Raw genomic sequence first — 22,129 nt, 5'->3', positions numbered from 1 at the left:
CAATCCTACAAATAATTAAGCGATAACACTAACCGCGTTGAGCTCTGTGGTTAATAAATCAAACTGTGTATTATTATTAATTAACAAACAAACACGCTCACCTTGCTGTTTACGCGCTTGCGCTTGCACAACAAAATCATCATTCAGTACAGGATAGCGTTCGGCATCTCGACGGCATAATTCAACAAAGTCAGCAATACTGTCATCACCGTCCTCGACGTATAAAATAACATCCGCTTGTTGCATTAAACGCAAGGCTCTTAAACGTAATAAGTCAGTTTCGTCAGGTAATTGGATTAAATAAATATCACCGTCAACGTCGGTATTTGGCGTGGTTAATTGCAAATCAAACTCTTGTTGTAATTGCACTGTATCGGTGGCCAGCGTCACGGCTTTAGAGCTGAAAAAACGTTCCCAAAAACGACGTCTTTCTGTCACGCTACTAAATTGTTGCTTTACCCGCTCACGTTGCTCACCGGCAAATGTACCCAGTTGACCCAGAGTTTCTGGTAATAAGGCTTCAAGTTTTTCACGCAAATAGCGGATCAGTACAGGCGAAGCCCCACCACTTGAAATAGCAATTTGTAATGGCGAGCGGTCGATAATAGAAGGGGTGATGAATTCACACAGTTCAGGTTGATCAGCCACATTGACTAATAAGTTACGTTCACAACAATCTTGCCATACTTGTTTATTAAGCAAGGTATCATCCGTTGTTACCCATACCATCACATAATCAAGGAGATAGTTACTGTTATAGCCGTCAATAATCACTGTTATTTTGGCATTAACACGATAGCGTTGCAGCGTATCGTTTAAACGTGGGGATAACACAGTTACCTTGGCACAGGCACTCAACAACAAGTCAACTTTTCGACTCGCGACTTCTCCGCCACCAACAACCAGCACGTTTTTATTATTTACATCCATAAAAATTGGCAAATACTGCATGTGACATCCATTTAAAAGTGCATAAACAGCCGTTAGTATACGGTGCAACCTGCTGATAGTCATCAACATCACGACCATTGAAAATAATTAATTTAGTGGCACAAAAAATGCTTATATTTGAATCTAAGAAGAATTACATAAATAATGTCATACATCAGACAATTTTTTGACAGCAGTTATTAGTAGAGGCTTGATCATGCATGAACTGAAGCAGTATATTCAAAATTACAAACAGATAAACATTGCCACCACTTGGTTACTGCTTGCTGCAGCATTAGTATTACTACTGCCAACCACTGCACTGTCGGTGTCTGGGTTAGAGCTATGGGTGACGGAATACCGTGGTTATATTTCTATTATTGTCATTTCAGGCATCGCTTATTTTATCGCGCTGTTACTTGTTCAAGCTGGCCAATCAGTGCTTGAGAAACAAAGTGAAACAGATATGATGAAGAAAATAACCAAAATGGTTAAAATAATGAATACCTCCGAGCAAGCAGTGATCCGTGAATTCATTTTTCAAAAGAAAGATATTATTTCACTGCCTTTAGAAGTCGCTTCTGTTGCCAATTTAATCGAACACTGCATTTTAGTACCCGCCCTCAACAGTCAAGAAATCATCGGTACTGGCAGTAAAATCAAACTGTGTATCAATATTAAGGCCCGCGCTTTACTCGATCACAAAGCGTTAGGTTTTCCTGCAGGTAAAATGACTGAACAACAAGCACAGACTCTTAAAGCGGCACGTCCATCATTTGCAAAAGAGTTTTACGTACGCCACTAATATTAATCCTGATGCTGATGCAAATCCAACCAGTCTCTAATCATGATCTTAAACAGCAAAGTACATAACTTTAGTGTACTTTGCATTGATAAAGAACATAACTTTGTATACTTTGCATTGATAGCGAATGATAATTATCCCGTCTTTTTACAATTCTCTATTCAGATTACCACCATAAACGCGTAAACTAGCCCAAAGTAATTTTATTTGACGTTCATCACTAATCATAAGCGATGAATAGTAAGAGGTAATCCGTGTCTATTAAATTTATCGCATCTTCAAAACTACCAACACCTTTTGGTACTTTCACTATGCACGGCTTCGAAGACTCAGAAACAGGCAAAGAACATGTGGCGCTAACGTATGGTGAGTTAGCTACAGACGAAGTCATATTAGGTCGTATACATTCAGAATGTTTAACCGGTGACGCCTTGTTTAGTTTACGTTGTGATTGTGGCTTTCAACTTGAAACCGCAATGAAAAATATCACCGAAGCAGGTTCTGGCTTTATTCTGTATTTACGTCAAGAAGGTCGTGGTATTGGTCTGTTAAATAAGATCCGTGCATATAATTTACAAGACTCTGGTGCCAATACGGTTGAAGCGAACGAAAAATTAGGCTTTGCTGCAGACTTACGTAATTATGCCATGTGCAAACCTATGTTAGACCACCTCGGTATTAGCAAAGTGAGGCTCATGACCAATAACCCGAAAAAATTGGCGGCGATGGAAGAATACGGCGTTAATGTGGTGGCACGTCAGCCATTACAAGTGGGTAAGAATATGCACAATGAACATTATTTGAGAACCAAAGCCGACAAGCTTGGGCATATGATGACTGAAGAGCATTTCAAAGAAGATTAACACGACTCACATCAATCAATAATAACAGCAGACACGCGCTGCTGTTATTACCTTTCATACTGTTTATTTCAAAACAATCGTTATTTTCTGTTATGCCAAAAAATCGTTATTTACTACGTTATAGCTCGCTAATACGCTCTGCTAAATAACCTTCGTAATCAGGCACTGCATATTCGTATTTGCTACTGGAATGAATAGAATCAATAATGAAATCAGCCGTGGCTGGATTGGTTGCCACCGGAATATTCCACACTGCTGCTAAACGCAATAATGCTTTTACATCCGGATCGTGTGGCACTGCATTCATAGGGTCCCAGAAAAAGATCATCATATCAATCTCGCCTTCTGCAATCATAGCGCCAAGCTGTTGATCGCCCCCCATAGGTCCGCTCAACAATGCTTTAACAGGTAATTCAACGTGTTTAGTCAATAATGTGGCTGTGGTGCCAGTACCGAATAAATCGTGTTTTTGGAGAATCTCAGCACGTGCTTTTGACCAAGCAATCAAATCTGATTTCATGTGATCATGGGCTACAAGCGCGATACGTTTGTTAGCTGCCATGCAACGGGTAGTTTTTTGCATCAGTGACCTACTTTTAATTTACAAATAATAACTTAAGACACAAGTTTATAAATGATAACTTAAGACAATGAGGCTGATGATACTACTAAATAAAGGAACTTACACTGATAGGAGTCCCATATCAGGTACTCAAATGCGTACCTGATATGGGGTATTCATATTACACGATCAATTTTACTGTGAATCGCGCTAGCAATTAATGGTCACCGCCACCGAGCTCTAACAAGATTGCATTACCACCCACAGCCGTAATATTAATAGTACGGGTACGCTCGGTAATAAAGCGTAAGATAAAGTGATCATCTGTGACGTAAGCCAATGCACAGCCACTCACTTCAGCCACTAACTGCGCCAATAAACCATCACGAGTAGACAAAGTACGGTTAATCGTTTGCGCGGTTTTTTCATCCCCGGTAAACGCAACACCCGCTACTTTTGGAGATTCAATCAGTGCCGTTAACTCAGTTTCCTCAGCGCCCTGCACGACAAGTTCAGGAATACCCGCGGCATGCAGTGTATTAAGCAACACAAATTGCAATGCTTGCTGCGCTTGTGGTAATGCCAATACCAAGGTATTACCCGCTAATAACGCTGCACTCACATGACCCACAATGGCGTTAATACTGCTACTTTGCTCAGCATCTGTTGCTGCGACAATAAATAATCCACGTCCGGCACTGTAAAGTTCGTTCACTTCACCTGTCGGCCCTGGCATTAATTTTTCATCGCCCAATAACGTAATTGCTTGGTGTTTTTGATATTTCGCCATTTCACCCGCAAGTTTACCTAATGCTGCTTCTTGGCTAATGATCTCAGCCCATTTTGCAATCAACTCAGCACGGGCAATGACACCCTGTTCATTCCAGCTCTGCCACGCACAAAGGCCAGTTTCAATCAGATGCTGCGTCTGAACTAATTTTTTTTCTACAACCATGGTTTAACTCCTTAATTTACAATGACGCAGCTTAAGCGCTAACAACTTGCTTAGTGAAACGATATAGATAATGTGGACCACCCGCTTTTGGACCCGTACCTGATAAACCTTGACCACCGAATGGTTGTACACCAACAACAGCACCAACTTGGTCACGGTTGATGTAGCAGTTACCCACTTTTATTTGGCGTTCGATATCAGTATAAGTACGTTCATTACGACTGTGGATCCCCATCGTTAAACCAAAGCCTGTCGCATTAATCTCAGCAATCACATTGTTTAAATCAGCGGCTTTATAACGCACGATATGTAAAATAGGACCGAACTGTTCGTTCTCTAGCTGATTAATGCTGTTAATTTCAAATGCGATTGGCGCAATAAAGTCACCAAAGTTACATTCGTCAGTCAGACTTACTTCACCGACTAGTTTGCTTATCGCACGCATTTTATCAATGTGCGCTTGCAGTTTGTTCTTAGCAAGTAAATCAATCACCGGACCCACATCGGTATGATGATGTTGCGGTAGACCAATATGTAATTCTTGCATTGCACCTTGGATCAAGGTGGTAATACGGTCAGCAATATCTTCTTGCACAAACAATACACGCAGTGCTGAACAGCGTTGACCCGCAGAAGCAAACGCAGAGCGCATCACATCACGAACCACTTGTTCTGGCAGTGCTGTACTGTCAACGATCATGGTGTTTTGACCACCCGTTTCAGCAATCAGCGTCGCTACGTTAGTATCACGCTTGGCCAATGCACGGTTAATGACCTGCGCCGTTTCTGTTGAACCCGTGAATACTACACCAGCAATACGCTCGTCAGATGTCAGCAGAGAACCAACCGCAGCACCGCCACCAGGCAATAAGTGCACAGCTTCTTTAGGCAGACCTGCTTCTAACATTAATTCCATGGTACGCGCCGCAATCAAACTGGTTTGCTCTGCTGGTTTCGCGATAACAGTATTACCCGCCACCAATGCAGCCGCAACTTGACCAAGAAAAATAGCCAGAGGGAAGTTCCAAGGACTGATACAAACAAACACACCTTGTCCCTGACGCGTTACTTGCTGAGCGATACCATCAAAACGTACTTGGTTTTTTGCTACCGAGAAGTTTTCAGTGGCTTGCATTGCGTAGTAACGACAGAAATCCACCGCTTCACGCACTTCATCTAAGCTGTCGTGAATCGTTTTACCGGCTTCTTTATGACATAACGCCACTAATTCAGCTAAGTTCGATTCCAGTAAATCAGCGACTTTATTTAAACATGCTGCACGCTCCGCCACTGGAACTGCTGACCATGTTGGGAAATAATCCGCAGCGGTATCTAATGCTTTTGTGACGTCTGCAGGTGTTGACCACAATACTTGACCGACGTGGATACGGCGGTCGTAAGGGGCGCTGACTGGTTTTGCATTGTCTAATTCAGTGGTGATCACTTGCCCATTAACCACAGGTGCTGCTTGCCAGGTTTTTTGCATCTGTAAGCTTAACTCGGTATTAAACGGCGTAATTTCACTGATGATATCAACATTGATGTTGCATGAGTTTTTACGTCCGGCAAAGATCTTAGTCGGCAATGGGATCAAACTGTTATGTAATGTCGGACGACTTTCTAAGGTATCAACCGGATGTTCTGTTAATTCCGTAATCGGGCAATCGGCATCAACTAAGCGATGCACAAACGAGCTGTTTGCACCATTTTCTAATAAACGGCGAACCAAGTATGGTAACAAATCTTTATGGCTACCCACTGGTGCGTAAATACGAACATTTATTCCATAGATCTCTAATGCGTGGTTATACAGCGCATCACCCATGCCATGTAAACGCTGGAATTCAAATTCTTTATGCTCAGCCATGGTCGCAATTGCTGATACAGTGTGCGCATTGTGACTGGCAAACTGTGGATAGATACAACCGCGAATTTGCTCACTTAACAAGAAGCGCGCACACGCTAAATAGGCAACGTCCGTGGCTTCTTTGCGAGTATAAACGGGATAAGCATCATAGCCATTTTGCTGTGATAATTTAAGTTCAGTATCCCAATAAGCACCTTTAACTAAGCGCAGCGGGATCACATCGCCCTGCTCTTTAGCTAATGCGGCGAGCCAAACTAAGGTTGGCAGGGCACGCTTTGAATAGGCCTGAACTACGATACCGAATTTACCCCAACCTTGTAATTTTGGATGACGGTACAGTTTTTCAAATAATGCTAAAGATAACTCTAAACGGTCAGCTTCTTCCGCATCGATAGTAATGCCAACATCTAAATCACGTGCACGTAATAGTAATTCTAATACAGTGTCGTGCATTTCAGTCATCACACGTGCTTCGTTAGCCACTTCATAACGCGGGTGCAATGCAGATAACTTAATTGAAACTGTTGGCGAAGGCGTTTTGTCGTTGCCGTATTTGTTGCCGCCCACCGATTCGACGGCTTTGATGTAATCATTAAAATATTTCTTCGCATCGGCGGTTGTTAATGCCGATTCACCCAACATATCAAACGAATAGGTAAAACCTTTATCTCGAAATGAACGGCTATTTTTTTGCGCTTCAACAATGTTACGACCCAATACAAATTGGTGTCCCATGATCTTCATGGCTTGGTTCATCGCTTGGCGAATAATAGGTTCGGATACTTTATTTACTAATCGGCTAATGGTGCTGCTCGCCGACTTAGTGTCTTTGCGATCCATGCTGACCACTTTACCTGTCAGTAATAGTCCCCAAGTGGATGCATTCACAAATGTCGAATCCGAGTTTTTTAGATGTGACTTCCAATCTGCAACGCTTAATTTGTCACGGATTAATGCATCTGCTGTTGCCGCATCCGGAATACGCATCAATGCTTCAGCAAGACACATCAACAAAATACCTTCTTTGGTATCTAGGCTGTATTCCAGTAACAAGGCATCAATCATTTGGATGGCTTGTTTATCAGCGCGCACGCGTTCAATTAACACAGTTGCATTGGTGGTGATCTGAGATTTTTCTTCTGCAGATGGGCGTGCCATTGGTAACAATTCTGCTAACCATTTTGACTCATCAACCATATACAAAGGAGATATTAACTGCCAAAGTTCATCCAATGGACGATCTATAAACGACGGAGAAAGTGCATCTAACGCTTTAAACATACCAAGGGCCTCTTAACTTACGAAATTTAATGCTGCGGGAGTGTTACATTAAAGATACAAAAATAATATGAGTTAGTTAGCAGATCTAGAAAGAAAATGCGTTTTATATAAAATAATTAGTATTTCACTTCAGTTTATGCGGAAATTTCAGCCCAAATGCCATATAAAAATCATAAAACTGGTGATTACGGCAATCGTTGTAAGGATAGAAGGTGACGACTAACAAGACAAGCCGTGACTAATAAGAATATTTTTACCGCCCAGATAGGGGCAAAATATATCGCTAATAACATCGCAATCCACATGCTGAAAAGTGAACTCAACAGCTGCTTTTTACTGATGCCTTTACGCAATAAATAATTGGTTAAGTACGGTCCGAGATAGCGATGGTTAAACAGCCACAACTGTAATTTTCGTGAAGAACGACTAAAACACGCCGCCGCTAACAATAAAAATGGCACTGTGGGTAATAGAGGTAGAAATATACCGAGCACGCCAAGACTCACCGCAAGGCAGCCAGCACACAGCAATAATGCCCGCCATGGCTGCGAGACTAAAAAGTTTTCAGCCACTATTGGTTCACTAACCATATCGCCAGACTCTGTTGTACTTGGTTTTGTCGAAGGTTTATTCATCATCGTTTCTTGTCACCACTTTTAATCCGCATTATTACCACCGTACTTTAAGATACTAGCTTAGATATACACCCGTTCATTACAATAATTTACTATTACGACAATACCTCATCATAAATCAGCACGGTTATTTTAATAATAGAAATGCGGGAAAACGGATCTGTTTTACCACTATATACAAACGCATAGAGACGATTAATACCATACACGTCAACGCAGCCAATGTTATATCAACCTGCAAGTTAACCAATAATATATACAGGCAACAGCCTAAAATAACCGGGCTTGCGTACAGTTCGGTATTATTAAACAAGGTTTGGCGGTGAGCCAGAATATCCCGTAATACCCCACCAAAGATCGCAGTGACTATGCCCATTGATACCGAAACATAAGCCGCGTAACCAGCACTGTATAATTGTTGGGTGACTAATATCGAGAATAGCGATACGCCGATAGTATCAAACATAATAATGAGTTTGTTGAGGCTATTCTTACGGATATGGGTAATGCTGAAAAAGCCGATAATAGCACTCGACAACGCGGTCCAAAAATAACTGGGGTCGCGGATCCAAAATATCATCTCAGCTGACAAAATAAGATCACGTAATGTGCCGCCGCCTAATGCCGTGATCCAACCTAGCATCACGATGCTGACAATATCTTTACCGCGATTAGACTCGACCAATACCCCACTGAGCGCAAACGCAACAATACATATCATTTCTAGGCTATAGACCAACATTTGCAACTCCTTGTCGCGCTAAACTCACTATTTGAATATATATACCCAAGCTAGTAGTCTACCTAGTGATATCATTCGCTGGCAACCATAACGGCAACTATTTTCGTCGAATTGCGCGCTCTGTTCATCCTACCAGTCAGCAATTCTAATGGCCATAAACAACAAAACCCCAGCAGGCTAAGGTTTTATGATGACAATATATATGAAAATCTCGAGACTAGTATGAGGTCAGCATCTTGAGAATAGACTCATCGACATCATTAATATACATACCCTCACCATAGATCCAACCCCAAGGGGCAAAATACTCAGAGTAGGAAATTTTTTCCTGCTCTTCATGTGAAACTTTAGAATAAGCATAATAATGAGAATAACCCCCATTCGCTCTCGCTACCGCTGCTGTATGTAACAGCTGATAGAGCTTTACACCTTTAATATCCTTGATCTCTTTGACATTCTGATTACGCAAGACAGAACGGTTAATGGATTCAAGTAAGAGATAATCATCCCTAAACACAAAAATGTAATTATCATTGTCTTTATTTATTTGGTGTATTTTATCAATAGCCTGCGATTGCGCGTCGACTAGCCCTAACTCACCATCAAGATATTGCTGATAGTAACCATTGATGATAGTACCGATAAAATTGATGCGAGGTGCCAATGCATCGCGACGGTCATCGATAACATTATTACGTACATATAAAAAATAACTTGTGCTCAACATAACAAATACGAAAGACAGGCTACCTGCTATTAATAGCAATTTTTTTTCTAGTGATATTGTTTTTAACATTAATAAACTTAATGAACATTCACATCCTTATTAGTTCAACCTTTTGTTACGACTGATTTTCGCAATCATACAGCACAACAATATAAATCTAAATAGCAATCAAACGAAAGGTCATACCTGCCACTAAACCTTTGAATAGCAGAGTATTACCCTGAATATAGACATTGATATTTAAAATACCGCCTTATTTAAATACTATTTATTGTCACCACACTTTCATAAAACTGTCATAAAAACCCACAAAAACTGTCACAAAAAAGACATAACATACACAACGAACTTACTCACCTGTCTAGGAAGATAGAGATAATGAAAACGTTGCTAACCAGTACTACATTAATCGTAAGCTTGATGACAACAGCAGTTAATGCGGATGACAATCTTGATTCAATTATTGTCGCTGCAAAAAAAGAAGGCGCTGTATACAGTGTCGGCATGCCGGATAGCTGGGCGAACTGGAAAGGTACTTGGAGTGATCTGAGTACTATATATGGCTTAAAACACCAAGATACGGATATGAGTTCAGCACAAGAAGTTGCAAAATTTGCAGCCGAAAAACACAATGCAACCGCAGATATCGGTGATGTAGGATTTGCTTTTGCGCGTATAGCAGTAAAAAAAGGCGTAACACAAGCGTATAAACCAAGCACATGGGATAGCATACCCAATTGGGCTAAAGATAAAGATGGTCACTGGGCACTTGCTTATACTGGCACCATCTCATTTATCTCTAATAATAACTTAGTAAAAAACCCGCCTAAATCATGGGACGATATCTTAAAAGGTGATTATAGAGTCACTGTCGGTGACGTAGGCGTCGCATCACAAGCAAATAATGCAGTCCTAGCTGCTGCATTTGCCCTAGGTGGTAGTGAAAATAACCTGAAACCGGCCCTTAAATTTTTCGCGACACTCGCAAAGCAAGGTCGCCTATCATTTAATAATCCTGTTGTCGCTAATCTTGAAAAAGGCGAAGTTGAAGTCGGCATTCTTTGGGACTTTAATGCGCTGAGCTATCGCGATAAAATTGATCGTAACCGTTTCACGGTATCGATTCCACAAGATGGTTCCGTTATCTCTGGTTACACCACCATCATTAATAAATATGCCAAAAATCCAAATGCAGCAAAACTTGCGCGTGAATACATCTTCAGTGACCAAGGCCAAATCAATTTAGCCGAAGGCTACGCACGTCCAATCCGTAACAATGTGAGTTTACCAGCGTCAATTCAAGCGAAATTGTTACCCGATGAACAATATACCAATGTTCATCCAGTAACAGACTTTAAGGCCTGGGGAAAAAGCGCGCGTAAATTACCACGTCAGTGGCAAGAAAACGTACTGATCAATATTAAATAGCAAAAACCATATCAAATAACGAGAATTGAATGAACAATAAAGTCATACTTGTTGTTCTCGATGGTCTTAATCATCAAGTAGCCCGTGAGTGCATGGGTTACTTGAATGCATTAATCGAACAAGATCGAGCGACACTTTATCCGATTATCAGCGAACTACCATCAATGTCGCGCCCGCTGTATGAATGTTTATTAACAGGGGTAACGCCAGCACAAAGTGGCATAGTCAATAATGATATTGTTCGTCTATCCCACCATAGCAGTATATTTAGTTTAGCTAAACAAGCCTCTCTCACCACAGCTGCTGCCGCTTACCATTGGATGAGCGAGCTATATAACATCGCACCTTACAATGCCGTGCGCGATCGCTTTACCCAAGATCCAAGTTTGAATATTCAACATGGTTGTTTCTATCACCTTGATCATTACCCTGACGAAATGTTGTTTTTGGACGCTGAGCATCTACGTCAACAGCACCAACCTGATTTCTTACTGATCCACCCGATGAACATCGATGATGCGGGGCATAAATTTGGACTGGACTCGAGCCAATACCGTAATTCAGCGCGTCGCGCAGATATCATTTTGTCTAACTATGTGGATGTTTGGTTACAAGCAGGCTATCAGATCATGATCACCAGTGATCATGGCATGAACAATGATAAATCACATGGCGGCATCTTACCTGAAGAACGCGCTGTGCCTTTGTTTGTGATCGGTGAACATTTTAGCCACCAGCCTACGGCAATGAAACAAACAGATATTTGCGGCAACGTTTGCCAATTATTGGGATTAACCGACCATGACAAATCCTACAATCAGGATCTATTAATCAAACACCCTGAGCGATTAATCAAACAATCTAGCTCGCTTAATCAAACAGTCCAAGAGTGTAAATAAGTCTATGAACACTGTTTCTGTCCCAGTTACACAAGTAACAACCACAAAGCCAAACCATAAGCGTTTGGCATTAACGAAGTTCAAACCTGCATTAATCTTGCTGCCGTTTGCACTGTTATTTTTTATGTTCCAAATAGCCCCAATGTTATGGGTACTGGTCAACAGTTTCATTTATGAAGAAGCGTTCAGCTTCGAGAATTACCTGGAGATCTTTGATTCTGCGTTTATCTTGCAAGGGTTTACCAATAGTCTATGGCTATCCATAACGTCTAGCTTAGTCGGTATTATTATTGCCGCGTTTTTCGTTTCATCACTGCGCCGCTTTGATTCTTGGTTACGCGATTGGATCATTTCGTTTACCAATATGACCGCGAATTTTAGTGGTGTGCCTCTGGCCTTCGCTTTTATTATCATTCTCGGTTTTAACGGTGCGCTGACATTATTACTGAAAAAATACGGTATTATTGACGATTTTAATTTATATGGTCAATGGGGACTGCTGGCCCTTTATATCTATTTTCAAGTACCGCTCGCCGTACTACTACTCTACCCTGCATTTGATGCATTGAGCGACGATTGGCAAGCGGCATCCGCATTACTGGGCGCAAAAACATGGCAGTTCTGGCGTTACATTGCCCTGCCAGTATTATCACCCGCCTTACTCGGCACCTTTATTATTTTGATTGCTAATGCCATGGGTGCGTACGCCAGTGTTTATGCGTTAACGACGGGTAACTACAATGTCATCACCGTACGTATTGCCAGTTTAGTGTCGGGCGATATTTTTCTGGAACCGAATCTAGCCGCCGCAATTTCGGTCTTACTCATCTTATTACTGGCATTTATTACCATCATTAACCAAATGCTTATTGGCCGGAGTTATCATGCAAAACGCTAATTCTTCGTCGTTTCATAAATTCATTGTCTATGGCACAGTGACGTTATTATTCATCCCTATCCTCGCGACGTTTATTTATTCGATTTCCTCTAGTTGGGGGGCGACGATTTTACCCGATGGTTTGACTCTCGATTGGTATAGTCAGTTATGGCAAGATCCGCGCTTTATTGCGGCATTTGGTCGCTCACTGTTTATCTGTATTAGCGCATTGATATTAAGCAGTGTGTTGATCATTCCCGCCATCTTTGTGGTTTTTTATTATTTCCCTAAATTAAATGGGCTGATGAATGTACTGATCTTATTGCCCTTTGCCGTCCCCCCCGTGGTGTCGTCCGTGGGTTTACTGCAAATATATGCTGATAGTTCAATACAAATTGTTGGTACACCGTGGATCTTGATTGGTACTTATTTCACCATTGCGTTGCCATTTATGTATCGCGCTATCGCTAACAGCTTTGAAGCGATTAATTTAGCGGACCTAATGGATGCCGCGCACTTACTTGGTGCGAGTACGACGCAAGCATTCTTTATGGTTGTTTTACCGAACTTGAAGAAAGGGTTATTTGCCTCACTGTTTTTATCTTTCTCGTTCTTATTAGGTGAATTCGTATTTTCTAACATTTTGGTGGGTACACGTTATGAAACCCTGCAAATCTATTTATATAACATGCGCCAAACCAGTGGTCACTTCACCTCCGCGTTAGTAATGACTTACTTCGCCTTTATTTTTCTTTTCACTTGGTTGGCCAGCCGTATTAGCCGAGGAGCTCCATCATGAGTTTTGTTACTGTAAAAAATCTACAAAAAAGCTTTGGTAGTAATACCGTATTTTCAGATATTAACTTCAGTATCAAGCAAGGTGAATTTGTTACCTTACTCGGCCCCAGTGGTTGTGGTAAATCAACCTTGTTACGCAGTCTTGCTGGTCTAAATAACGTCGAAGCTGGTGAAATATGGGTTGGTGAACAGAATATTACCCATTTAGCCCCACAAAAAAGAGACATCGGCATGGTGTTTCAATCTTATGCTTTATTCCCGAATATGACGGTAGCAAATAACATCGCCTTCGGTTTAAAAATGAAAAAACTGAGCAAAGATGAAATAAACAAACAAGTGGCGCGGGTGATTGAATTAGTCGAGCTAAAAGGCAAAGAACACCAGCATCCACATCAATTATCAGGTGGTCAAAAACAACGGGTTGCGTTGGCTAGAGCATTAGTGGTACAACCAAAAATATTACTGCTTGATGAACCACTGTCAGCATTGGATGCCCGTATTCGTAAACATTTACGTCAACAAATCTGTGATATTCAAAAAGAACTTAATCTCACTACTGTGTTTGTTACCCATGATCAAGAAGAAGCCATGACCATGTCTGATCGTATCTTTTTGATGAATGAAGGCTCGATTGTACAACAAGGCAGTGCCGAGCAAATATACACCCAACCACACAATGAATTTGTAGCCGGGTTCATGGGTAATTATAATTTATTGTCTGCGCAACAGACGCAAGATGTACTTAATATGAAAATTAGTGGCAAACTGGCGATTCGCCCAGAATCAATTTATGTGCGTGAAGCGGGTCGTACTTATGGTGAACATATTTCAGCGCCGACCCAAGGCATTATTAAAAGTCATCAATTATTAGGCAATGTGATCCGCTATCAAGTAGAAGTAAAAGGCTGTGATATCACCGTCGATTTACTCAACCGTTCATCAGAGCGACTATTCGAAACGGGCTCGCGACTCGAGTTACTGTTTAATTTAAATGAATTACAACAAGTCAGTTAAGAGAGTGAATACCATGAGCCAACCATTATATATTTTTGACTTGGACGAAACCCTGATTGGTGCTGATAGCGCGATGTTATGGCATCAATTTTTAGTGAAGAAAGGGATCATTACAGACCCAGAATTTCTCACTGAAGATCAACGTTTAATGACTCTGTATTCAGCCGGTAAATTGGATATGCCTGAGTACCTTAATTTTGCGATGGCGCCCCTTGCCCTGCTTCCTAAAGAACAAGTCGATAGCTTAGTGGATGAATGTGTAGAAAAGCACATTATGCCAACAGTATTTCCGCAAGCACTACAATTGTTAGCACAACTTAAGCAGGACAATATTACCACGGTATTGATCTCGGCGACGGTCAGCTTCATTGTGAAAAAAGTAGCCAAGCTACTTGGCATCGACCATGCGATGGGTATCGATATGTTAGTTGAGGATGGCTGTTATTCGGCAAACATACTCGGCGTGGCCAGTTACCGAGAAGGTAAAGTCACACGCTTAGAATCTTGGTTAGCAGAGCAAACCGAGAGCTTTACTGATACTTATTTTTATACGGATTCAATTAACGATCTGCCTTTATGTTTATTCAGTCAATACCCGCATGTTGTTAACCCATGCCCACAATTAGCCCGTTATGCTGAAACACAGCACTGGCCGCAATTAACTTGGTCACCGTTAACTTAGTACCGTTAATTGAGAAATAACAACGCGCTTAATAACAGCACAAGCCTTCATAAATAGCGCATATTCGCACTTATATTGAGCGCACAAAAAAGCCTGACGATTCACACTGTCAGGCTTTTTTCGTATTTATTGCCATTTAACTAGCCAGTATCACTGACCTTAATAAGCGTTAAAAACGAGGGTAAAGTGCCGCGTTCTTACCCGTGACTTTACCTACTGGGAATGAGAAATAAATAACGCGTTGTACTACCGATGCATACTGGCTAAAGAAACTCCCGGTATTGTAAGCAATCCCGTATTTAGCCGCAATTACTTGCACTTCTTTCGACATAGCCACATAACGATGTGCAGGCACTTCAGGGAATAAATGGTGTTCTACCTGACAGCTTAAATGCCCCGTCAAAATATGGAACCATTTAGGTCCGGTTAAGTTTGCCGAACCTAAAATTTGACGATAATACCAATGGCCACGAGATTCATCCTCACATTCTTTTTCCGTGAAAGTATATACTTCGGTAGGAAAGTGTCCGCAGAAAATAATCGTTGAAGTCCAAAAGTTACGCAGTAAATTAGCACATAGGTTACCTAACAGTACCATCACGAAAAACGGTCCGGCTAAGATTGGAAAGATAACGTAATCTTTTAAAATTTGGCGTGTTGATTTGCTGTAAAATACTTTCTTTAATTGCTCGATATCAACATGTGATGCACGACCTTCTTTTCTTTTACCAAAGAATACTCGCTCGCCCGCCATCTCATGGAATGCAATACCCCATTGAAATAACGTACTTAACACAAGGTACGTAATGAACTGCCATGAGTTACGTAGACGCCAAGAAAAATCATCACTTAAACGTAATAACCCGTAACCAAAATCACGGTCTTTACCGATAATATTGGTATAAGTATGGTGTTCATAATTATGCACACGCTTCCACGATTCTGAACTACACGCATTATCCCATTCAAATGTTTGTGAATTAAGCGTCGGATCATTCATCCAATCATATTGACCATGCAATACGTTATGGCCAATTTCCATATTATCTAAAATCTTAGAGGCGCTTAATAGCAGCACACCTACACCCCAGAAATACAATGAAAGAAAGCCCAGTACGAGACAAATACGCCCAGATATTTCTAGCGTACGTTGCAGGCGTACAATCTTTTTAATATAACGTTCATCGGTACTACCCACTTGTTTCATGGCTTTTGCTTTTACGCCATCAAGGTCTATCGCCAGTTGTTCTAACTGCTCTTCATTTAACTTTGCCATTACGCTCTCCCTATAAATTAATAACGACGTCAGTCACTGGAACACTGATACAAGCTTGAATATCTTCTTCGCCAGTATCTGAATATGTTTTAGTCTGGCTGTTATAAACCACACCACTTACTTTCTTACACTTACACTCTTGGCAAATACCAATACGACAACCATATTTCGCGGGGACATAATTATCCTCGGCAATGGTTAATAGCGTTTGCTGATTGTCTTCATTGACAACAATGTCTTTGTTCGTCGTGGTGAATGAAATTTTACGCGCGACATTTAAATCGACATTACTAAAGCTGGCGAGACCAAATTGCTCAAGGTGTAATCCATCCAGTGGCAATCCCATCTCAACTAATAATGCTTGTGTGTTATCCATCATGCTATTTGGACCACAGATATATACATCACAACGTGCTAAATCGCTTGTGATGGCGTTAATATGCGCTTGAGAACAATGACCATCACGTTCACTCTGTAATAACTTCAGCGTAAAATTAGCGTGCTCTACTTCTAACGATACAAGGTTTTCTCTCAGCGCATGCTGATTAGCTCGAGCATAATAAAGCAGGGTAAAATTGATCGTCGGGTTATTCACTACATGCGATAACAGCAAGCTGTGAAAAGGGGTAATACCACTGCCACCAGCAATGAATATAACCTCTTTAGTTGTTTGAACATTTCGGTTTTGTGGTACCGCTGTATTTAATACAAAGTCACCTTTGGCAGGAGAAATACCAAATAGATCTCCTTTCTCAACAGCACTTTCCAACCAAGGCGTGATCCGACCTTCAAATTGCTTTTTAATTGTTAAAGTGATGGTTTTATCTTGCTGTAACTGCGATATCGGCGAAGAAATGGTAAAAGGACGTTTAACATAACTGCCATTTTTCTTTACTTGCAGCTCAACATATTGACCAGCCTTAAATGAAAAATATTGTTCGTTCACCTTGCCTGATATCGCTAATGTTAATGAATACATGTCATTATTTTCAGTCTTTATTCCCACGACTCTTGCCGCGTGCATCTCACCCATAAGTACCGCAATTGGCTTGCTTGAAAATGGGGCGAAGTAAGCCTTGAATGTATCGTTATTAAATAACGTCAGCGACAATTTATTGGTTAGTTCATTAAGCATATAGCACTCTCCCTAAAAGTTAAATAGAGCTTACAGCTGTACACTAGAATGATCTATCAGTATTTTAAAAACGTTCCAATTCAAATAAATTGACAAATAACACTTAATAAACAACAACTTAATACATGACAGCCAGTCAAATAACAGGTAAAAATATAAACAAGTGTTAACTAAAGTTGTTTTTGTTTACATTTAAATTACAGATTTATATAAAATTTATGAAAAAACACCCTACAATTCAAATAAAAAATGAGCAACAACTCGATTGGGTAGCCATTATTGGAATAAGCTTAATTTTACTTGGAAGTGTCATAATTAACGTATTTTCTACTACAATAAGCCACTGATTAAGGTTATTACATTAAATAAAATCAGGACTAACAGTAATATTAATTTCACATTGCCTATTTTTTTAATATTACTGTCATAAAAATGAATTACTTTAACAATTTACTTGTTAAGGCAATGTATGCTTCCTCCACAACGTGCACTTTTGGCTTTCGAAGCCGTATCTCGGTTAGGCTCGATTGGTGCTGCATCGCGTGAACTCCACGTGACACAAGCGGCTGTAAGCCAACAACTAAAAAGCCTTGAACAATTCCTCAATTGCACTTTATTTATTCGCAATCAGCGTGGCGTTACCTTAACCCAAGCTGCGCAGCAATATCTGCCAGTAGTAACCGGAACCCTGCAACATCTTAAGCTGCAAACACAAATATTATTCGGAGCGCAACAATCCGATGTGCTACGCATTAAGGCCAACACCTCGATTGGTCATAACTGGTTAATTCCAAAACTGGCTGATTTCAGTAACAAATTTTCGTTCATTAAATTAGATTTGACCTTAGTCGACTGGCCATCACGACAGCCTTGCAGTGAAGCAGATGTTGAGATCACCAATGGTTTTATTGACAGTGAAAACACCCAAGTCGAACGCCTATGCCAAGAGCAATGGTTGATGGTTTGCAGTCCTGCATTCAAACAACAGCATCTTGATGCACTAACCAACAAAGATATTTCGCAACTACCTGCCATTCAAGTTAAAGGCTATGAAGAAAGCTGGATGCAATGGCTGTGTCACCATGATATCGATCCCGTGCCACCTAATGTCCGACTCGAAATCAGTAATTCATTACATGGTCTAGAAGCGGTGAAGCAAGGTATGGGGTTGATGCTGGTACGCTCGTTAGTGGCAAAAAAAGCACTGACGTCTGGCGAACTAGTCTTAGCACTGAATGGCAGCATGCCGTCTGATTCAGGTCATTACGTTATCACCGCCAATAAACGCAGCCCTAAAGTTAATTTTTTTTGCGATTGGCTACACCAGCAAGATTCCGATAGCGCTATACAGGCTATGTTTTCTAATGCGTAATCGATTTAATCATCACATTTTCTTATGCCTGACGATGGAAAATATGATGATGACACACCCAAATTTGTCACAGTGCCAATCTATGATGCTCACATACAGTTAAGGAAAAATTTTATCATGAAGATTAATTCGCACTCAATCTCGGACAAATTAAAGGTAGTGTTATTTATCGCACCTTTGTTGATCCCGCTACTGACCTTTTGGATTGTGCCATTTGGCTGGAGCATTTATATCAGCTTTACAGACTGGGATTACATTTCGCCAGAATACAGTTACGTCGGTTTAGAAAACTATCAATACATGTTTGAAGATAGTTACTTTATGGATGCGTTAAATAATACCTTCGTATTTGCACTGGGGGTTGTGATCCCAACTGTCATGTTAGGGTTAGCGTTTGCTTTATTACTGCATAAAAACTTCCGAGGTAGCCAACTTTATCGTGCGGTTATTTTCTCACCTTGGATCACACCAACCGTCGCTGTATCAATCGTTTGGTCATGGGTATTCGAAACTAAATCAGGGTTAGCAAACTTACTATTGGGTAAATTAGGATTTGAGCCTATCCCTTGGTTAGAAAGCGGTGATACCGCCATGATCGTGGTGATTATAGTTACCGTGTGGCAAGCCGTTGGTTGGACTATGTTATTTTTCATCAGTGCATTAAACAAGATCCCTGAATCACTCCATGAAGCCTCATTAATTGATGGTTGTAACTCGTGGACGCGTTTTATAAAGATCACCTTACCGTTAATTTCGCCAACAACTTTCTTCCTTATCATCGTCAACATGATCACCGCGATACAAGCCTTTGACCAATTCCAGGTACTCACACAAGGCGGCCCAAGTGGCAGTACTCGAACCTTATTATATTTGTTCTATCAACAAGCATTTGAGCAATACGATATGGGTCCTGCGGCAGCAACCTCATTAATCATTTTACTGATCACAGGCGTGTTAACACTGGTTAACACCGAGATGGGTAAACGTTGGATATATTACTAAGGAAAAGACAGATGACAACTAAATCCATCGATTTACCCTTGGCTAACGGCCAAACCGGTAAACAGAAAAACGCTATAGAAACACAAGTAACAACAACGAACATACCGACTAAAGCAGTATTAAAACCCACGGGTTTAGCACTGCTAAAACATGGTTTTTTAACCATCTCGGGTTTGTTCATGGTGTTCCCATTTGTGTGGATGCTGTCAGGCTCGATGAAGTCCAATGATGAAATATTCAGTAATCCACTGAATATTTTACCAGAGCAATTTCGTTGGGAAACCTTCGTAGAAACCTTCAACAGTGCACCGTTTGGTTTGTACATCATGAACAGTTTTACGGTGGCATTATTCACCACACTTATCGTGATGATTAACTCGGCAATGTTTGCTTATGCCATCACCCAACTTAAATTTAAGTCACAAACGGCTCTCTATTTTGTGGTCATGGCTTGTTACATGCTACCGGGTGCAGTGACATATATTCCGTCGTATATCACCTTGGCCAATATGGGTTTACTCGATAGCCATACCGGCTTGATTATTTCCAATGCTGCGAGTGTGTTCGGGGTATTTTATCTACGCCAAGTATTTTTAAAAGTGCACCCATCACTGATTGAAGCGGCGCGAATTGATGGCGCCGGAGAAGTAAAAATTCTCTGGGCGATCGTGCTACCCCAGTGCAAAGCAGCATTAGCGACCTTATTCCTGATTACCTTTATAACTAACTACAACAGCTACATGTGGCCAAGCCTGTTGATCACCTCGCAAGATCTTAATTTGATTGCGACCGGTATTAGACAGTTTTTTATTGCCGAAGGTAACTATGGCTTAAATTGGTCACAGATAATGGCAGCAAGTACCATCGCTGTACTACCACTGTTGATTTTATTCATTATTTGTCAAAAAACAATTTTGTCCGGCATAGCCGATAACGGTGTAAAAGAGTAAATAAATATGAAACTGAAAACATTAGCAATTGTATGTTCTAGCTACGCAGTGGGTGCATTCGCTTTCGCTGGTAGTGCAATGGCGAAAACCGAAGTGGACTTTTGGTATTCTGGTGGTTCAAAGCAGCAGCAATTAATGACGACACTGATTACTGAATTTAACAGTAGCCAGAATGAGTATGTGATTAAAAGTGCTTTGCAAGGCAACTACGACGAAACCTATCAGAAACTACAGGCCGGATTAGCGTCAAAAACGGCCCCTGAATTTGTATTACTCTATTCAAGCCAAGCGCAGATGATGGCCGAACGAAATCTGGCTCGAGATATCCGCCCTTATATGGACAGCACATTTAATTTTGATGATTTTCTTGGTTCTTTCCGCCAGCAAGTAACCGCAAAAGATGGTCAAGTTTATGGTTTACCTGCTTACGGCACTACGCAAATTCTTTATTACAACAAGCAAGTACTTGCAGAGCATGGCTTTACTGACAAAGACCTTAGCACCTGGCAAGGCGTCGCTAAAGTAGCGGCAGCAGTAACCCAAAAAGATGCAAAAGGGAATACGACATTTTATGGCTGGGAGCCGATGTGGGGCGAAGACAACTTAATCGATGCTGCATTCTCTAACGGCGGTAAAGTGATCAGTGATGACGGTAAAACTATTTTAATTAACACCCCAGAATGGATAACGGTTTGGGATAGCTTCCGCAAGTGGATCCATGAAGATGAAACGATGCGTATTCATCACGGTGGTCAAGGTTGGGAATACTGGTACAAAACTATTGATGACGTAGTGAAAGATCGCGCATTGGGTTATACCGGCTCATCAGGTGATCAAGGTGATCTTGATTTCACTAAACTGGGTGCAACCACACAACCTGGCTGGGGTAATCATCCTGCAGCACCGCAAGCTGGCGCAGTGAGTTTTGTCATGCCAAAAGGCACCAATGATGAAGCATCAAAAGGGGCATTTGAGTTCATGAAGTTTTACACATCTGCAGAAAATACTGCACGCTGGTCAATGAAAACGGGTTATATCCCGGTACGAAACAGCGTAAAACAGGTTCCTGCATACCAAGATTACACGGCTAAAAATCCCCAATCCTTGATCCCGTTAAAACAAGCAAGCACAGCAAGCCAGGACTTCTTTGATCCAACCAAAGGCAAGATCATAGATGCATTATCTATCGCGGCAGATCAGATCCTAATCGAAAATATACCCGCGGAGAAAGCCCTAAAACAAGCGGCAAAACGAGCACAGCGAGCACTAGATCGCGCTAATCGCTAGTCTCAAAAGTAAACGTAAATATGGGTGATGAGTGCGCTGCAT

At 41.1% G+C, this 22,129-nt stretch carries 21 protein-coding genes; 12 read left to right on the top strand and 9 right to left on the bottom strand.

Going from position 1 to position 22,129, the window contains the following annotated elements; translation table 11 throughout:
- Nucleotides 1–15: 15 nt before the first annotated feature.
- Nucleotides 16–951 (bottom strand): bifunctional precorrin-2 dehydrogenase/sirohydrochlorin ferrochelatase, encoded by a 936-nt coding sequence (locus tag AKG98_RS19585; RefSeq protein ID WP_067050050.1) that lies wholly within the window; start codon nucleotides 949–951, stop codon nucleotides 16–18.
- Between the two features lie 196 nt (nucleotides 952–1,147).
- On the opposite strand from AKG98_RS19585, the gene AKG98_RS19580 reads away from it, so the two are divergent.
- Together AKG98_RS19580 and ribA are read left to right on the top strand one after the other, a co-directional pair.
- The gene (locus tag AKG98_RS19580; RefSeq protein WP_067050047.1) at nucleotides 1,148–1,735 is read left to right on the top strand and encodes a super-infection exclusion protein B; all 588 of its coding nucleotides are present in this window, start codon (nucleotides 1,148–1,150) and stop codon (nucleotides 1,733–1,735) included.
- A 254-nt stretch (nucleotides 1,736–1,989) separates the two neighbouring features.
- A complete protein-coding gene (gene ribA / locus AKG98_RS19575) occupies nucleotides 1,990–2,598 on the top strand; it encodes a GTP cyclohydrolase II (RefSeq protein WP_067050044.1) in 609 nt (202 codons plus the stop codon).
- 118 nt (nucleotides 2,599–2,716) lie between these two features.
- Here the strand turns inward: ribA and AKG98_RS19570 are convergent, their stop codons facing one another.
- From AKG98_RS19570 to AKG98_RS19545, 6 genes are all read right to left on the bottom strand, one after another.
- The gene (locus AKG98_RS19570) at nucleotides 2,717–3,181 is read right to left on the bottom strand and encodes a methylglyoxal synthase (RefSeq protein WP_067050041.1); all 465 of its coding nucleotides are present in this window, start codon (nucleotides 3,179–3,181) and stop codon (nucleotides 2,717–2,719) included.
- 196 nt (nucleotides 3,182–3,377) lie between these two features.
- Entirely contained in the window at nucleotides 3,378–4,115 is a 738-nt protein-coding gene (locus AKG98_RS19565) for an aldehyde dehydrogenase family protein (protein WP_067050038.1), read from the bottom strand.
- Between the two features lie 31 nt (nucleotides 4,116–4,146).
- A complete protein-coding gene (gene putA / locus AKG98_RS19560; protein WP_067050035.1) occupies nucleotides 4,147–7,263 on the bottom strand; it encodes a bifunctional proline dehydrogenase/L-glutamate gamma-semialdehyde dehydrogenase PutA in 3,117 nt (1,038 codons plus the stop codon).
- Between the two features lie 185 nt (nucleotides 7,264–7,448).
- Nucleotides 7,449–7,901 carry a YbaN family protein gene (locus tag AKG98_RS19555; protein ID WP_067050032.1) on the bottom strand — a complete coding sequence of 151 codons (453 nt, stop codon included), beginning with the start codon at nucleotides 7,899–7,901 and terminating at the stop codon, nucleotides 7,449–7,451.
- Nucleotides 7,902–8,025: 124 nt separating this feature from the next.
- Nucleotides 8,026–8,640 carry a trimeric intracellular cation channel family protein gene (locus AKG98_RS19550; protein ID WP_067050029.1) on the bottom strand — a complete coding sequence of 205 codons (615 nt, stop codon included), beginning with the start codon at nucleotides 8,638–8,640 and terminating at the stop codon, nucleotides 8,026–8,028.
- Nucleotides 8,641–8,857: 217 nt separating this feature from the next.
- Nucleotides 8,858–9,436: a cache domain-containing protein gene (locus AKG98_RS19545; protein WP_067050026.1), complete on the bottom strand. Its 579-nt coding sequence runs from the start codon at nucleotides 9,434–9,436 to the stop codon at nucleotides 8,858–8,860.
- A gap of 309 nt (nucleotides 9,437–9,745) precedes the next feature.
- Between AKG98_RS19545 and AKG98_RS19540 the strand changes: the two genes are divergently transcribed.
- The 6 genes from AKG98_RS19540 to AKG98_RS19515 are packed head-to-tail and all read left to right on the top strand — an operon-like array spanning nucleotide 9,746 to nucleotide 15,065.
- Nucleotides 9,746–10,795 carry an ABC transporter substrate-binding protein gene (locus tag AKG98_RS19540; RefSeq protein WP_067050023.1) on the top strand — a complete coding sequence of 350 codons (1,050 nt, stop codon included), beginning with the start codon at nucleotides 9,746–9,748 and terminating at the stop codon, nucleotides 10,793–10,795.
- Between the two features lie 29 nt (nucleotides 10,796–10,824).
- Nucleotides 10,825–11,694: an alkaline phosphatase family protein gene (locus AKG98_RS19535; protein ID WP_067050020.1), complete on the top strand. Its 870-nt coding sequence runs from the start codon at nucleotides 10,825–10,827 to the stop codon at nucleotides 11,692–11,694.
- Nucleotides 11,695–11,698: 4 nt separating this feature from the next.
- Nucleotides 11,699–12,592 (top strand): ABC transporter permease subunit, encoded by an 894-nt coding sequence (locus tag AKG98_RS19530; RefSeq protein WP_067050017.1) that lies wholly within the window; start codon nucleotides 11,699–11,701, stop codon nucleotides 12,590–12,592.
- On the top strand, nucleotides 12,579–13,370 hold the full coding sequence (locus tag AKG98_RS19525; RefSeq protein ID WP_067050014.1) for an ABC transporter permease: 792 nt from the start codon (nucleotides 12,579–12,581) through the stop codon (nucleotides 13,368–13,370). Before AKG98_RS19530 ends, AKG98_RS19525 begins: the two co-directional genes overlap by 14 nt.
- Entirely contained in the window at nucleotides 13,367–14,383 is a 1,017-nt protein-coding gene (locus AKG98_RS19520) for an ABC transporter ATP-binding protein (RefSeq protein ID WP_067050011.1), read from the top strand. Before AKG98_RS19525 ends, AKG98_RS19520 begins: the two co-directional genes overlap by 4 nt.
- A 13-nt stretch (nucleotides 14,384–14,396) precedes the next feature.
- Nucleotides 14,397–15,065, top strand: coding sequence for an HAD family phosphatase (locus tag AKG98_RS19515; protein ID WP_067050008.1), 669 nt, complete (start codon nucleotides 14,397–14,399; stop codon nucleotides 15,063–15,065).
- A 169-nt stretch (nucleotides 15,066–15,234) separates the two neighbouring features.
- Here the strand turns inward: AKG98_RS19515 and AKG98_RS19510 are convergent, their stop codons facing one another.
- Nucleotides 15,235–16,341, bottom strand: coding sequence for an acyl-CoA desaturase (locus AKG98_RS19510; protein WP_067050005.1), 1,107 nt, complete (start codon nucleotides 16,339–16,341; stop codon nucleotides 15,235–15,237).
- 10 nt (nucleotides 16,342–16,351) lie between these two features.
- On the bottom strand, nucleotides 16,352–17,476 hold the full coding sequence (locus AKG98_RS19505) for a ferredoxin reductase (protein WP_067050002.1): 1,125 nt from the start codon (nucleotides 17,474–17,476) through the stop codon (nucleotides 16,352–16,354).
- Between the two features lie 469 nt (nucleotides 17,477–17,945).
- Here AKG98_RS19505 and AKG98_RS19500 point away from each other — a divergent pair, with 469 nt between their 5' ends.
- The 4 genes from AKG98_RS19500 (at nucleotide 17,946) to AKG98_RS19485 (ending at nucleotide 22,087) form a co-directional block, all read left to right on the top strand.
- Nucleotides 17,946–18,848, top strand: coding sequence for a LysR substrate-binding domain-containing protein (locus AKG98_RS19500; protein ID WP_067049997.1), 903 nt, complete (start codon nucleotides 17,946–17,948; stop codon nucleotides 18,846–18,848).
- Between the two features lie 117 nt (nucleotides 18,849–18,965).
- Nucleotides 18,966–19,850 (top strand): carbohydrate ABC transporter permease, encoded by an 885-nt coding sequence (locus AKG98_RS19495; RefSeq protein ID WP_067049994.1) that lies wholly within the window; start codon nucleotides 18,966–18,968, stop codon nucleotides 19,848–19,850.
- Between the two features lie 11 nt (nucleotides 19,851–19,861).
- Complete coding sequence (locus tag AKG98_RS19490) at nucleotides 19,862–20,800, top strand: carbohydrate ABC transporter permease (protein ID WP_067049991.1); 939 nt, start codon at nucleotides 19,862–19,864, stop codon at nucleotides 20,798–20,800.
- Between the two features lie 6 nt (nucleotides 20,801–20,806).
- Nucleotides 20,807–22,087 carry an extracellular solute-binding protein gene (locus AKG98_RS19485; protein ID WP_067049987.1) on the top strand — a complete coding sequence of 427 codons (1,281 nt, stop codon included), beginning with the start codon at nucleotides 20,807–20,809 and terminating at the stop codon, nucleotides 22,085–22,087.
- Nucleotides 22,088–22,129: the final 42 nt, after the last annotated feature.

The sequence above is a fragment of the Moritella sp. JT01 genome, from assembly GCF_001574435.1.
In the GTDB taxonomy this organism is placed as follows: Bacteria; Pseudomonadota; Gammaproteobacteria; order Enterobacterales; family Moritellaceae; genus Moritella.
The sequence above is the reverse complement of the archived record's forward strand: the minus strand, read 5'-3'. Positions and strand labels throughout refer to the sequence as shown.

What these genes read in the sequence shown, in the direction of transcription:
- AKG98_RS19535 (WP_067050020.1), top strand. Translation starts at nt 10,825, where the DNA reads ATGAACAATAAAGTCATACTTGTTGTTCTCGATGGTCTTAATCATCAA.
- AKG98_RS19510 (WP_067050005.1), bottom strand. Translation starts at nt 16,341, where the DNA reads ATGGCAAAGTTAAATGAAGAGCAGTTAGAACAACTGGCGATAGACCTT.
- AKG98_RS19530 (WP_067050017.1), top strand. Translation starts at nt 11,699, where the DNA reads ATGAACACTGTTTCTGTCCCAGTTACACAAGTAACAACCACAAAGCCA.
- AKG98_RS19585 (WP_067050050.1), bottom strand. Translation starts at nt 951, where the DNA reads ATGCAGTATTTGCCAATTTTTATGGATGTAAATAATAAAAACGTGCTG.
- AKG98_RS19545 (WP_067050026.1), bottom strand. Translation starts at nt 9,436, where the DNA reads ATGTTAAAAACAATATCACTAGAAAAAAAATTGCTATTAATAGCAGGT.
- AKG98_RS19505 (WP_067050002.1), bottom strand. Translation starts at nt 17,476, where the DNA reads ATGCTTAATGAACTAACCAATAAATTGTCGCTGACGTTATTTAATAAC.
- AKG98_RS19520 (WP_067050011.1), top strand. Translation starts at nt 13,367, where the DNA reads ATGAGTTTTGTTACTGTAAAAAATCTACAAAAAAGCTTTGGTAGTAAT.
- AKG98_RS19525 (WP_067050014.1), top strand. Translation starts at nt 12,579, where the DNA reads ATGCAAAACGCTAATTCTTCGTCGTTTCATAAATTCATTGTCTATGGC.
- AKG98_RS19490 (WP_067049991.1), top strand. Translation starts at nt 19,862, where the DNA reads ATGACAACTAAATCCATCGATTTACCCTTGGCTAACGGCCAAACCGGT.
- AKG98_RS19565 (WP_067050038.1), bottom strand. Translation starts at nt 4,115, where the DNA reads ATGGTTGTAGAAAAAAAATTAGTTCAGACGCAGCATCTGATTGAAACT.
- AKG98_RS19570 (WP_067050041.1), bottom strand. Translation starts at nt 3,181, where the DNA reads ATGCAAAAAACTACCCGTTGCATGGCAGCTAACAAACGTATCGCGCTT.
- AKG98_RS19485 (WP_067049987.1), top strand. Translation starts at nt 20,807, where the DNA reads ATGAAACTGAAAACATTAGCAATTGTATGTTCTAGCTACGCAGTGGGT.
- AKG98_RS19500 (WP_067049997.1), top strand. Translation starts at nt 17,946, where the DNA reads ATGCTTCCTCCACAACGTGCACTTTTGGCTTTCGAAGCCGTATCTCGG.
- AKG98_RS19515 (WP_067050008.1), top strand. Translation starts at nt 14,397, where the DNA reads ATGAGCCAACCATTATATATTTTTGACTTGGACGAAACCCTGATTGGT.
- AKG98_RS19550 (WP_067050029.1), bottom strand. Translation starts at nt 8,640, where the DNA reads ATGTTGGTCTATAGCCTAGAAATGATATGTATTGTTGCGTTTGCGCTC.
- AKG98_RS19555 (WP_067050032.1), bottom strand. Translation starts at nt 7,901, where the DNA reads ATGATGAATAAACCTTCGACAAAACCAAGTACAACAGAGTCTGGCGAT.
- AKG98_RS19540 (WP_067050023.1), top strand. Translation starts at nt 9,746, where the DNA reads ATGAAAACGTTGCTAACCAGTACTACATTAATCGTAAGCTTGATGACA.
- AKG98_RS19580 (WP_067050047.1), top strand. Translation starts at nt 1,148, where the DNA reads ATGCATGAACTGAAGCAGTATATTCAAAATTACAAACAGATAAACATT.
- putA (WP_067050035.1), bottom strand. Translation starts at nt 7,263, where the DNA reads ATGTTTAAAGCGTTAGATGCACTTTCTCCGTCGTTTATAGATCGTCCA.
- AKG98_RS19495 (WP_067049994.1), top strand. Translation starts at nt 18,966, where the DNA reads ATGAAGATTAATTCGCACTCAATCTCGGACAAATTAAAGGTAGTGTTA.